Origin of the sequence: Curtobacterium sp. NPDC086286 (assembly GCF_044746255.1) — a bacterium.
Taxonomy (GTDB): Bacteria; Actinomycetota; Actinomycetes; order Actinomycetales; family Microbacteriaceae; genus Curtobacterium.
In genome coordinates, this window is the sequence record NZ_JBIVBW010000006.1 from 172468 (window position 1) to 185476 (window position 13009).

General features: G+C 70.7%; 10 protein-coding genes and 1 pseudogene. All 11 read left to right on the forward strand.

From position 1 onward, the window contains the following. The first annotated feature begins 4 nt into the window (after positions 1 to 4). The 11 genes and pseudogenes from ACIPKM_RS12565 to ACIPKM_RS12615 all read left to right on the forward strand — a co-directional run bounded on the left by ACIPKM_RS12565 (position 5) and on the right by ACIPKM_RS12615 (position 12942). A complete protein-coding gene (locus tag ACIPKM_RS12565; protein WP_070418694.1) occupies positions 5 to 1327 on the forward strand; it encodes a hemolysin family protein in 1323 nt (440 codons plus the stop codon). After that, a complete protein-coding gene (gene era / locus ACIPKM_RS12570; RefSeq protein WP_070418695.1) occupies positions 1324 to 2262 on the forward strand; it encodes a GTPase Era in 939 nt (312 codons plus the stop codon). Before ACIPKM_RS12565 ends, era begins: the two co-directional genes overlap by 4 nt. 68 nt (positions 2263 to 2330) lie before the next feature. After that, positions 2331 to 3578 carry a sensor histidine kinase gene (locus tag ACIPKM_RS12575; protein ID WP_139201858.1) on the forward strand — a complete coding sequence of 416 codons (1248 nt, stop codon included), beginning with the start codon at positions 2331 to 2333 and terminating at the stop codon, positions 3576 to 3578. Next, positions 3575 to 4249, forward strand: a complete 675-nt coding sequence (locus tag ACIPKM_RS12580) for a response regulator transcription factor (RefSeq protein WP_071294824.1) — start codon at positions 3575 to 3577, stop codon at positions 4247 to 4249. Before ACIPKM_RS12575 ends, ACIPKM_RS12580 begins: the two co-directional genes overlap by 4 nt. A 149-nt stretch (positions 4250 to 4398) precedes the next feature. Further along, entirely contained in the window at positions 4399 to 5151 is a 753-nt protein-coding gene (locus ACIPKM_RS12585) for an ABC transporter ATP-binding protein (RefSeq protein WP_402736833.1), read from the forward strand. Then, entirely contained in the window at positions 5148 to 6548 is a 1401-nt protein-coding gene (locus ACIPKM_RS12590; protein ID WP_402736834.1) for an FtsX-like permease family protein, read from the forward strand. The genes ACIPKM_RS12585 and ACIPKM_RS12590 overlap by 4 nt, the downstream gene beginning before the upstream one ends. 69 nt (positions 6549 to 6617) lie before the next feature. After that, positions 6618 to 7364 (forward strand): ABC transporter ATP-binding protein, encoded by a 747-nt coding sequence (locus tag ACIPKM_RS12595; RefSeq protein WP_139199189.1) that lies wholly within the window; start codon positions 6618 to 6620, stop codon positions 7362 to 7364. Continuing rightward, positions 7361 to 8791 (forward strand): ABC transporter permease, encoded by a 1431-nt coding sequence (locus ACIPKM_RS12600; RefSeq protein WP_083413732.1) that lies wholly within the window; start codon positions 7361 to 7363, stop codon positions 8789 to 8791. The genes ACIPKM_RS12595 and ACIPKM_RS12600 overlap by 4 nt, the downstream gene beginning before the upstream one ends. 411 nt (positions 8792 to 9202) lie before the next feature. Next, positions 9203 to 10972: a 2-isopropylmalate synthase gene (leuA, locus tag ACIPKM_RS12605; RefSeq protein ID WP_402736835.1), complete on the forward strand. Its 1770-nt coding sequence runs from the start codon at positions 9203 to 9205 to the stop codon at positions 10970 to 10972. 249 nt (positions 10973 to 11221) lie between these two features. Beyond that, positions 11222 to 11944: pseudogene (gene recO / locus ACIPKM_RS12610) on the forward strand (DNA repair protein RecO); the annotation flags it as partial. A gap of 200 nt (positions 11945 to 12144) precedes the next feature. Further along, positions 12145 to 12942, forward strand: a complete 798-nt coding sequence (locus ACIPKM_RS12615; protein ID WP_402736836.1) for an isoprenyl transferase — start codon at positions 12145 to 12147, stop codon at positions 12940 to 12942. Positions 12943 to 13009 lie beyond the last annotated feature (67 nt).

A 13009-nucleotide genomic window follows, 5' to 3' on the forward strand; every position in this document is an offset into this window, starting at 1 on the left:
GCTGATGCTGCTCGTCGTCGGCCTGCTGGCGGTGGCGTTCGTGCTGGTCGTCGTCGGTGGCCTGCTCGCCGCGTCCGACGCCGCGCTCTCCGTCCTGTCCCGCGCCGACCTCGACGAGATCGCGCGGGAGAGCAAGCACCGCCGCGCCATCGAGGCGGTCGGCGACGACGTCGGGGCGCACGTCAACGCGCTCAACTTCTTCCGGGTGCTCGCCGAGACCGCCGCCGCCGTGCTCGTCACGATCGCGCTCGTGATGGTCTTCGACACGTGGTGGGTCGCGCTCATCGTGGCCGCCGCGATCATGACCGCGGTGTCGTTCGTGCTGGTCGGGTCCAGCCCGCGCAGCGTCGGTCGCGCGCACGCCGAACGGCTCATCGCGACCACGGGCGGGCTGGTCCGGGCCGTGCGCATCGTGCTCGGTCCGCTCGCCGGCCTGCTCGTGGCGATCGGCGACCGCGTCACGCCCGGGCGCGGGGGCAGTGCCTCGACGGTGTCGAGCGAGGAGCAGCTGCTGTCGCTCGTCGACGAGGCCACCGAGAGCAACGTCCTCGAGCAGGACGACCGCGAGCTCATCCACTCGGTCTTCGAGTTCAGCGACACCCTCGTGCGCGAGGTGATGGTGCCGCGCACCGACATGCTCACCGTCGACGGTTCGGACACCCTCGCGAGCGGCATGGAGCAGTTCCTCGCCGCGGGCGTCTCCCGCATGCCCGTCACCGGCAAGGGCAGCGACGACGTGCTCGGGGTCCTCTACCTGCGCGACGTGGCCCGGGCCCTGTACGAGCGACCGGGGTCCGGTACGAAGCGGGTCACGACGCTCCTCCGCCCGGCGGAGTTCGTGCCGGAGTCGAAGGCCGCCGACGACACCCTGCGCCACATGCAGGTCGCGAAGAACCACCTCGTGCTCGTCGTCGACGAGTACGGCGGCGTCGCCGGGCTCGTCACGATGGAAGACCTCATCGAGGAGCTCGTCGGCGACATCTCGGACGAGTACGACCGCGCCGTGGTCGACCGGGTCGAGGTCGAGCCGGGCGTCTGGCGGATCTCCGCCCGACTGCCGATCGACGACCTCGGCGACCTGTTCGGCATCGAGCTCGAGGACGACGACGTCGACACCGCCGGCGGGCTGCTCACCAAGGAGCTCGGCCACCTGGCGATCAGCGGCGACAGCGTCACCGTGTCCGGCGTCGTGCTCACGGCCGACCGGGTCGAGGGCAAGCGTCGCCACCTCATCACCGTGCTCGCCGAGCGCACGCCCGGACTCGCGGACGTCGAGGACGCCTTCGACGACGCAGCATCCACCACGACGGGAACCACGCACGCATGACCGACACCACGCCAGCCACCGCCGGACCGACCGAGCCGTACCGTGCCGGGTTCGTCTCGTTCGTGGGGCGCCCGAACGTCGGGAAGTCCACGCTGACGAACGCGCTCGTCGGCCAGAAGGTCGCGATCACCTCGTCGAAGCCGCAGACCACCCGCCGCGCCATCCGTGGGATCGTGCACCGACCGAACGGCCAGGTCATCATCGTCGACACCCCCGGCGTGCACCGACCGCGCACCCTGCTCGGCGAGCGGCTGAACGACCTCGTGCAGTCCACCCTCGGGGACGTCGACGTCATCGGGCTCTGCGTCCCGGCGAACGAGCCGATCGGCCCCGGCGACCGGTTCATCAACGACACGCTGGACCAGTACCCGCGTGCGAAGAAGGTCGCCATCGTCACGAAGATCGACCGGGCCGCCAAGGACAAGGTCGGGGAGCAACTGCTCGCGGTGTCGAAGCTCCGCGAGTGGGACGCCATCGTGCCGACCTCGGGCACGAGGGGACTGCAGCTCGAGGACCTGCTCGGCGTGATCACGTCGCTGCTGCCCGAGTCGCCCCAGCTCTACGACGACGCCGCGGTGACCGAGGAGACCGACGAGGAGCGGATCGGCGAACTCATCCGCGAAGCCGCGCTCGAGGGCGTGCGCGACGAGCTGCCGCACTCGCTCGCCGTCGTGATCGAGGACGTCGTCGAGCCCGACGAGGACGACGAACCGGACGGCCCGCTGCGCATTTTCGCGAACCTCTTCGTCGAGCGGGACAGCCAGAAGGCGATCGTCATCGGTCGCAAGGGTGAGCGCCTCAAGGACGTCGGGTCGCGGGCCCGCACCGAGATCGAGGCGCTGCTCGGCGGCCGCCACGTGTACCTCAACATCCGGGTGAAGGTCGCGAAGGAGTGGCAGCGCGACCCGAAGCAGCTCGGGCGACTGGGCTTCTGACCCGACCGTCTGCTGACGTCAACCTGGAGGCGGACGCGCACCGCGCCTCCTGGACGTACCGTGGTGTGGTGTTCCGTCCCATGCTGCGCGCGCAGGTGATCACCGACGTCGTGATCGCGGTCCTGCTCGGCGCGCTCGTGCTCGTCGTGACCGCGCGGGGACTGGACTCGCCGTTCGCGCTGCTGACGGTCCTCGGCATGACGGCAGCGCTGGCGCTCCGGCGCCTGTCGCCGGGGCTCGCGCTCGGTGTGGCGTGGGTGTTCGCCGTCCTCGAGATGGTCACCCTGCAGATGCCCGACCTGTCGAACGCGTTCATCGCCGGGGTGGTCTACTCGACGAGTCGCTACGGCAGCCGGCGCGTCCGGCTGGCGGGCCTGGTGTCGTCGATCGTCGGCCCGGTGACGGCGGCCGTCTACCTCGGTCTCGACGACTACCGGCAGCGGCAGGGCATCGTGACGGCGACGACGCCCGAGCAGGAGTCGCTCAAGGTCGCGATCGCGTACTTCGCGATCGTGCTGTTGCTGCTCCTCCTGCCGTGGCTCGCCGGTCTCGTGCTCCGCACCCGGCGGTCGGCGAGCATGAGCCGAGAGGCTCAGCTCCTCGCCGAGCGCGACGCCGCACGGGCCGATCGTGCCGTCGCCGTGGAGCAGGAACGCGTCCGGATCGCCCGGGACATGCACGACATCGTCGCGCACTCGCTGGCGGTCGTGATCGCCCAGGCGGACGGTGCCCGGTACGCGCTGAAGGCGGACCCGGCGATCGCCGACGAGGCGCTCGGGACGATCTCGAGCACCGCCCGCCGTGCCCTCGGCGACGTGCGCGAACTGCTCGGTGCGCTGCGGCACGAGCAGGGCACCGCACCGACCCCGGAGATCGACGACATCGACCGGCTGATCGGCGAGATGCGTGGCGTCGGCCTCGACGTGCGGGTCGAGCGCGAGGGCGATTCGTCTGGACTGCCGACCACGACACAGCTCGCCGTCTACCGGATCGTCCAGGAGAGCCTGACGAACGCGTGGAAGCACGGCGAGCCCAACACCCCGGTGCGCGCGAGCCTCACGTACCGGCCGGACACCGTCGAGATCACGGTCGTCAACCGGCGCGCCGACGACGGCACGCGCGGGCCCGGTACCGGACACGGGCTGGTCGGCATGCGCGAACGTGCCACCATGACCGGGGGGACGATGACCGCGGGACCGCGGGGCGACGACTTCGCGGTCGCGGTCCGGATGCCGTCCGTCCCCGCGAGCGGCCAGATGCCGCGCGGGCTCGTCCCGACCACACCCTCGACCCTCCAGGAGCGCACCGGCCGATGAACGACACCCCGATCCGCGTCGCGCTCGTCGACGACCAGGCCCTGTTCCGCACCGGCATCCGGATGCTCATCGACTCGCAAGCCGACCTGCAGTTCGTCGGCGAGGCCGGCGACGGTGCCGAGGGCGTGGAGCTCGTGCGGCGCGGGCGTCCAGACGTCGTGCTCATGGACGTCCGCATGCCGGTGATGGACGGCATCACCGCCACCGCCCGCATCGTCGAGGACAGCGGGACCGACGGCGCCAAGGTGCTCGTGCTCACCACGTTCGACTTCGACGAGGCAGCGGCGAAGGCGATCCGAGCCGGTGCGAGCGGCTTCGTGCTGAAGGATGCCGACCCGGAGTTCCTGCTCGCGGCGATCCGCACCGTGCACGCCGGGACCGCAGTGTTCGCGGCGTCGGCGACCCGTGAGCTCCTCCGCCGCTACGAGGACACGAGCGAGCAGGCGGCCTCGGTGCCGGCCGCGTTCGCCGACCTGACGCCGCGCGAACGGGAGATCTTCGACCTGGCGGCGCGGGGCTTCAGCAACAGCGAGATCGCGCAGCACGAGTACGTGAGCGAGGCGACGGTGAAGACGCACATCTCGCGCGTCCTCACGAAGCTCGAGCTGCGGGACCGGGTGCGGCTCGTGGTGTTCGCGCACGAGCACGGTCTGGTCGCGAAGGCCGACTGACCGCGGCTGCGGCTGCGCGCTGTGCGCTGCGCGATGACGGTCCGTCATCCGCCAGGATGACTTCTCCCCAGGCAGTGGAGCCGAGCGGACGATCCACAGGAGCCGCTGGGCCGACGCGGGGCGTGCCTCCTGGCCGTCATCGTGGAGTCATGACCACGAGCAGCAGACCGATCATCCGTCTCGACCGCGTTTCGAAGCACTACGGCGATGCCGTGCGGCGGGTGACGGCGTTGGACGATGTGAGCGTTGACATCGGTGCGGGGGAGTTCACGGCGGTGATGGGGCCGTCGGGTTCGGGGAAGTCGACGTTGATGCACGTCGCGGCGGGGCTCGACCAGGTGTCGTCGGGTCGGATCTGGATCGACGGGGTGGACGTCACGGGGTTGGGTGACAAGGAGTTGACGGAGTTGCGGCGTCGTCGGTTGGGGTTCGTGTTCCAGTCGTTCAACCTGGTGCCGACGTTGGATGTGGGGGAGAACATCCGGTTGCCGTTCCTGTTGGGTGGGCACAAGGTGACTCGCGAGGAGTCGGCGTGGATCGACCGTCTCGTCGAGATGCTGGGGTTGGGGGATCGGTTGTCGCATCGTCCGCACCAGTTGTCGGGTGGGCAGCAGCAGCGGGTGGCGATCGCGCGGGCGTTGGCGTCGCGGCCGGCGGTGGTGGTCGCGGACGAGCCGACGGGGGCGTTGGATTCGCGGACGGGTCGTGATGTGTTGCAGATCTTGCGGGGTGCGGTGTCGGAGTGGGGGCAGAGCGTGGTGATGGTGACGCATGATCCGGTGGCTGCGGCGAATGCTGATCGGATCCTGTTCCTGGCGGATGGTCGTGTGGTGGGGGATCGTCCGGCGATGGATGCCGCGGCGATCTCGACCACGATGCTCGGCATGGAGACCGCAGCGTGAACGGCGTCCGCGCGTTCGCCCCGACCGTCCTCGTCGCGGCGCTCGGCACCACCTTCGGGTCGGCACTGGTCATCGCGCCGGGGATCGTCACCGAGGCCCTGGCGGCCTCCGGTCTCTCCGAGCTCGGCCCGGTGAAGGCGATCCTCTCGGTCGTCGGGTGGCTCTTCCTCGGCATCGCCCTCTACGTCGGTGCGATCGTCACGGCGAACACCTGCGCCACGCTCATCGCCGGGCAGACCCGCATCATCGCGCTGCAGCGGCTCGTCGGGGCGACCGGCGCCTCGTTGCGCGCACGGATCACCCGGACCGGCCTCGTCGTCGGGGTCCTCGGCGGTCTGATCGGGGCGGTCGTCGGCACGGGGCTCAGTGCGCTCTTCGTCGTCGTGCTGCGGGGCAACGGGTTCCTGCCGGACACCGCGTACACGATCGTGCCGTGGGAGCTCGTGCTCCCGGTCGTGGCGGTCGTCCTCGCGACCTGGGGTGCGTTCGCGGCCGGTTCGCGGCGGGTGCTCACCGTGACGCCGCTCGAGGCGCTCTCGTCGAGCGTCGAACCGAGTCACGACGACGTCCGCTCCGGGACCGCCCGGAAGATCTGGGCGATCGTGCTCATGGCTGCGGGCGGCCTGCTCCTGCTCGTCGGGCTGCTCGCCAGCGCGCTCTCGCCCATCGCGGTCCTGCCGGCAGCGCTCGGGGGCTTCGTCTCCTTCGCCGGGGTTGCCGTCGGTGCGACGATCGTGATGCCGCCCGTGCTGCAGCTCATCGGACGCATCGGGGCCCGTGACCCCGTCGTCCTGCTCGCCGGCCGCAACGCCGTGCGCGCACCCGGCCGGTCCGCACGGGCGACCATCGGGCTCGTCATCGGCGTCACCCTGCTCGTCACGTTCGCCGTGGCGCTCGGCATCATGCAGCACGTGCTCGGTGCCCAGCTGCAGGCCATGGATCAGGGGCAGATGACGAAGGAGATGCTCGAGGGGCAGCGTGACTTCTTCGTCCAGCTGAACGCCGTGGTGAGCGTCATCGTCGGGTTCTCCGCCGTGATCGCCGCGGTGGGGGTCGTGAACGCGCTCGCCCTCGGGGTGCTGCAGCGCCGGCGGGAGCTCGGGCTGCTGCGGGTGCTCGGGCTGACCGGGGCGCAGGTCCGACGGATGATCGTCACCGAGGCCGTCCAGATGGTCGTCGCAGCCGTCGTCACCGGGCTCGTGCTCGGCACCTTCTACGGGTGGGTCGGTGGGCAGACGTTGCTCGGTTCGCTCGGCTTCGCGACGACGCCGGTGCTGCCGCCGTTGACGGTGGGGATCGTGGTCGTGGGGGCGTTGGTCCTCGCGGTGGTCGCGACGATCGCGCCGGTGCGGCGTGCGATGCGCGTTCCACCGACGGAGGCGCTGGCGGTCGACTGAGACTGCTGATCGCTCCTGATCACCCCATCGGATGACGCGGCGTGGGTCCGATATTGAAATACTGGACGCATGGACATGCAATCGATCATCCGTCTTGACCGCGTTTCGAAGCACTACGGCGATGCCGTGCGGCGGGTGAGGGCGTTGGACGATGTGAGTGTCGACATCGGTGCGGGGGAGTTCACGGCGGTGATGGGGCCGTCGGGTTCGGGGAAGTCGACGTTGATGCACGTCGCGGCGGGGCTCGACCAGGTGTCGTCGGGTCGGATCTGGATCGACGGGGTGGACGTCACGGGGTTGGGTGACAAGGAGTTGACGGAGTTGCGGCGTCGTCGGTTGGGGTTCGTGTTCCAGTCGTTCAACCTGGTCCCGACGTTGGACGTGGCGGAGAACATCCGGTTGCCGTTCCTGTTGGGTGGGCACAAGGTGACTCGTGAGGAGTCGGCGTGGATCGATCGTCTCGTCGAGATGCTGGGGTTGGGGGATCGGTTGTCGCATCGTCCGCACCAGTTGTCGGGTGGGCAGCAGCAGCGGGTGGCGATCGCGCGGGCGTTGGCGTCGCGGCCGGCGGTGGTGGTCGCGGACGAGCCGACGGGGGCGTTGGATTCGCGGACGGGTCGTGATGTGTTGCAGATCTTGCGGGGTGCGGTGTCGGAGTGGGGGCAGAGCGTGGTGATGGTGACGCATGATCCGGTGGCTGCGGCGAATGCTGATCGGATCCTGTTCCTGGCGGATGGTCGTGTGGTGGGGGATCGTCCGGCGATGGATGCCGCGGCGATCTCGACCACGATGCTCGGCATGGAGACCGCAGCGTGAACGGGCAGCACCGTGCGCGCCGCTCCCGGCGATGGTCCGTCCCGACACGAGCGCTCGCGGACAACGGCGGTTCGGTCGTCGTCGCCGTCCTCGCTGGCACCTTCGGTGGAGTGGTCGTCGCGGCTGCTGAGCTCGCAGGGCGGATCCTCGACGCGGGAGCGCGCACCGGCCAGAGCGGCACCGTCGCAGTCCTCCTCCCGCTGGCGGCGTGGGTCTTCTTCGGCGTCGCACTCTCCGTCGCGTCGGTCGTCACGGTGAACACATGCGGGACCGCGATGGCAGGTCGGACCCGGGTGCTCGCGCTCGAACGACTGCTCGGCGGGTCGGCGTCGCTGCTCCGCCGACGGCTGACCCGTGCCGGCGCGGTCGTCGGGATCATCGGGGCGTTGGCCGGGGTGCTCCTCGCGCTCGCGCTGGCGAACGTGGGGGTCGTCGTGGCGGGGTCGACCGGCATCGTCGAGGACTCGAGTCCGCTGGTGCCCCTGCAGTCCCTGGTCGTGTGGGTGACGGTCGCGGGCGCCGTGGTCATCGCGTTCCGGATCGGGTCCCGTCGGGTGCTCTCGCTCGCGCCCCTCCAGGCGCTGGGGTCGACGGTCGAGTCCGAGGTCTCAGCGCGCACGAATCCGTGGCGCACGGCGGTCGCGGTGGTCCTCTTCCTCGGGGGCTGGATCGGTGTCGCCGGCTCGATCGTCCTCGGAGCGACGTCGTACCTCGCCGTGCTGCTCGCCGTCGCGGCGGGGGCGGTCTCGTTCGCCGGTCTGGTGCTCGGGTCGCCGGTCGTCCTGCCGCCCGTCCTCCGACTCGTGGCCGCGGTCGGCCGGTTCCCGATGGCGATGCTCGCGGGCCGCAACGCCCTGCGGTCGCCGGCGCGCGCCTCCCGGGCCGCCGTCGGGCTCCTCATCGCGGTCACCCTCGTCGTGACGTTCTCGGTCGGGCTCGCCACCTACGAGGCCATGCTCGTCCGACAGGTCGACGGCGACCCGGTCTACTACCGCGGCATCCATGATCAGTTCGTCGCGCTCTCGACGATGTTCACCGTGCTGATCGGTGGTGCCGGCGTGATCGCGGCGGCAGGTGTGGTGAACGTTTCGTCGATGACCGTCGCACAACGCAGGCAGGAGTTCGGACTGCTTCGGACGCTCGGTGCGACCCGGCGTCAGGTGGCCGTGATGGTCACGGTCGAGACGGTGGTCATGGTGACGGTGGCGCTGGTCCTCGGCGTGCTCCTCGGTGTCGGCTACGGCTGGGCCGGCGCGTACTCGATCCTCGGGACGACGCAGGGAGCAGCGCTGATCGCGCCCGTCTTCCCGCTGTCGGCCGTCGCGGTGGTCGTGATCGGGACGCTCGCGGTCGCGCTCTGGTCGGTGCTCGGTCCGGTGCGGCGTGCGATGCGGGTGCCGCCGACGGAGGCGCTGGCGGTCGACTGAGACGCCGCTCGCGGTCGCTCGGGTCGCACGGGTCGCACGTTCGGTCGCTCGGGCCGGCCGAGGTCGCACGTTCGGTCGCTCGGGCCGGCCGAGGTCGCACGTTCGGTCGTTCGGGTCGGCCGAGGTCGCACGAAGTGTCGCTCGCGGTGCCTGCGGGCGACGGTTCGTGCGACCTCGACGCCCCGGCCGCGGCACGTCGTGCGACCTCGGACCCCGGGCCCCGGGTCGTGCGACCTCGGCGCCCCGCGACGGCTCGCTCTGTCACACGGACCGCCGCCGGTGCTACCGTGGACTCGATGTACTCGGCGCTCCTCCTCCTTCGCTGCCGCGACGAGGCCTGACACAACGGCCCACCTCGTCGCGGAGTCCGTCGTGGCCTGACCCACACCTGACGACGAAAGCGACGAAACGATGCAGAACACCCAGCGCCCCTCCGGGATGCCGATCCACAAGTACGTCCCGTTCCACGACCAGATCCGTGTCGACCTCCCGGACCGCACCTGGCCGACGAAGCGCATCGACGAGGCACCGCGGTGGTGCGCGGTCGACCTGCGCGACGGCAACCAGGCCCTGATCGACCCGATGGACTCCGAGCGCAAGCGCGCCATGTTCGACCTGCTCGTCCGCATGGGCTACAAGGAGATCGAGGTCGGGTTCCCGAGCGCCTCGCAGACCGACTTCGACTTCGTCCGCTCGCTCATCGACGAGGGCGCGATCCCCGACGACGTCACGATCCAGGTGCTGACCCAGGCGCGCGAGCACCTCATCAACCGCACGTACGAGGCGATCGACGGCGCGAAGCAGGCCATCGTGCACCTGTACAACTCGACGTCGATCGTCCAGCGCGAGGTCGTGTTCCGCACCGACGTGCAGGGCGTCGTCGACATCGCGGTGTCCGGCGCGAAGCTGTGCCGTGCGGCCGAGGCGAACCTACAGCACGACACGAAGGTGTTCTACGAGTACTCGCCCGAGTCGTACACCGGCACCGAGCTCGAGGTCGCGGTCCAGATCTGCAACGCCGTGCTCGAGGTCTTCGAGCCGACGCCCGACCGCAAGGTGATCATCAACCTGCCGGCGACCGTCGAGATGGCGACGCCGAACGTCTACGCCGACTCGATCGAGTGGATGTCCCGCAACCTGGCCCACCGCGAGGACGTCATCCTCTCCCTGCACCCCCACAACGACCGCGGCACCGCCGTCGCGGCCGCAGAGCTCGGCTACATGGCCGGCGCCGACCGCATCGAGGGCTGCCTGTTCGGCAACGGTGAGCGCACCGGCAACGTCGACCTGGTCGCACTCGGCATGAACCTGTTCACGCAGGGGATCGACCCCGAGATCGACTTCTCGGACATCGACCAGATCAAGCGCACGGTCGAGTACTGCAACCAGCTGCCGGTGCCGGAGCGTCAGCCGTGGGCGGGCGACCTCGTCTACACGGCGTTCAGCGGCTCGCACCAGGACGCCATCAACAAGGGCTTCCAGGCCATGAAGGCCAAGGCCGCGGCCGCCGGCAAGGACATCGACGAGATCGCGTGGGCGGTGCCGTACCTGCCCGTCGACCCGAAGGACATCGGCCGTTCGTACGAGGCCGTGATCCGCGTCAACTCCCAGTCCGGCAAGGGCGGCGTCGCCTACCTGCTCAAGACGGACCACTCGATCGACCTGCCCCGCAAGTTGCAGATCGAGTTCTCCGGGGTCGTGCAGCAGCGCACCGACGCCGAGGGCGGCGAGTTCTCGTCCGAGCGCATCTGGGACCTCTTCCGCGACGAGTACCTGCCCGCGGCCGACGAGTCCGACAAGTGGGGCCGCTACGAGATCACGAAGACGGCGACGTCGAGCGACTTCGACGGCACGACGAAGCTCTCGGTCGCCCTGCGCGTCGACGACGGCTCGATCACGTCCGACGCCGTCGGGACGGGCCCGATCGACGCGTTCCTCACGGTGATGCGGGAGCAGGGCGTCGACGTGACGCTCTACGACTACTCGGAGCACACGATGAGCGCCTCGGGTGACGCGCAGGCCGCGTCCTACGTCGAGCTCGACGTCGACGGCGTCCGGCTGTGGGGCGTCGGGATCGACGCCGACATCGCCACCGCGTCGCTCAAGGCGATCGTCTCGGCGGTCAACCGCGCGGTGCGCTCGGGGGCTGCGTCCGGCGCGTCGGAGCTGGTCTCGGCGTAACGCGTTCCGTCCAGGAGGTGCGGTGCGGGTCCGACCCGCACCGCGCCTCCTGTGCGTGGTCGCGCTGGTGCGTGCGTGCGTGCGTGCGCGCCGCGAGCGGGACGTTTCTGTACCGCTCGGCGGTGGCGAGCGGCGCCTTCCGCCCGTTCGGCGGACGTGAGCGGCGTGTCGCGCCCGCTCGACGCCCGCCCGCTCCGCGCCGCGAGCAGCGCGGCGCGGAACGTCGGTGGCGCGGGGGATACTGGACCAATGCCGCTGTACCGGGACGAGTGCGTCGTGTTGCGTACCCACAAGCTCGGTGAAGCCGACCGCATCGTCACGATGCTGAGCCGGCAGCACGGCAAGATCCGGGCGGTGGCGAAGGGCGTCCGGCGGACCGCGTCGAAGTTCGGGTCCCGGCTCGAGCCGTTCATGGTCGTCGACGCCCAGTTCTACGAGGGCCGCTCGCTCGACATCGTCACCCAGGCCGAATCGCTCGGTTCGTACGGCGCGCAGATCGTCGCCGACTACGGGGCCTACACCGCCGCCAGCGCGATGGTCGAGACCGCCGACCGCCTGAGCGAGGCCGACGCCGGACTGCAGCAGTACCTGCTCCTCGTCGGGGCCCTCCGGTCGCTGGCGCGCGGCGAGCACGTGACGAGTGCGACGCTCGACTCGTACCTGTTGCGCGCGATGAGCATCGCGGGGTGGGCGCCATCGTTCCGCGACTGCGCGGTCACCGGGGAGCCCGGGCCGCACTCGGCGTTCGTCGTGCAGCTCGGCGGCGTGGTGGCGGACCACGCGGCGCCTCCGGGGACACCGCGGCTCGACCCGGACACCCTGCAGCTCCTGGGCTCCCTGCTCGCCGGCGACTGGGGCACGGTGGACGCGTCGGACGAGCGCACGCGCTCCCGGGCGTCCGGCGTGGTGGCGGCGTACGCCCAGTGGCACCTGGAACGATCGCTCCGGTCGCTGCCGCACGTCGACCGCACCGAGCACCCGTCCCCGGTCCATCCGACACCGGGTGGTGTGCCCGCCGCGGTCGCCGCGACCCCGGCACCCACGCTGCCGGAGCCGCCGGTCCCGTCCGACCACGCCCCCGACAAGGCGCCCCGCAACGCGCCCGGCAATGCGACCGGCAACTTGCCGGGCAACGCGCCCGACCAGCCGTCCGACCACGGAGGAACCCCTGCATGAGCCCTCGCCGGTACGCCGAGTCCGAGCCGCTGAAGCCCGTCGACTGGACGGGTGAGCACCCTCCGGCGATCCCGCTGCAGTTCGTCCCCGAGCACGTCGCGATCGTGATGGACGGCAACGGCCGCTGGGCGAACCAGCGCGGCCTCACCCGGGTCGAGGGGCACCGCGCGGGTGAGGCATCGCTCCTCGACGTGGTCGCCGGCGCCGTGCAGATCGGCGTCAAGCACGTCTCGGCGTACGCGTTCTCGACCGAGAACTGGAAGCGCTCACCCGACGAGGTCCGCTTCCTGATGGGCTTCAACCGCGAGGTCCTGCACCGCCGCCGCGACCAACTGAACGCGTGGGGGGTCCGGATCCGGTGGGCGGGACGTCGGCCGCGGCTCTGGCGCAGCGTGATCGACGAGCTGCAGACCGCCGAGCGCATGACCGCCGACAACAACGTCTGCACGCTGACGATGTGCGTCAACTACGGCGGTCGGAACGAGATCGTCGACGCGGTGCGGGGCATGGCCGAGGACGTCGCCGCCGGGCGCCTCAAGCCGAGCCAGGTCACCGAGAAGGCCCTCGCGAAGCGGCTGTACGTGCCGGAGCTGCCGGACGTCGACCTCTTCCTGCGGAGCTCGGGGGAGCAGCGGACGTCCAACTTCATGCTGTGGCAGTCGGCGTACGCCGAGATGGTGTTCCTCGACCGGCTGTGGCCGGACTTCCGTCGCACCGACCTGTGGGGAGCGATCGAGCAGTACGCGCGCCGCGATCGACGGTTCGGCGGGGCGGTGGACGCACCGACGGCCTGACAGGAGGCGCGGGTCGGCGCCGACCCGCGCCTCCCGTCCGACGGTTCCCGGCTCGACCGAGCGCCCG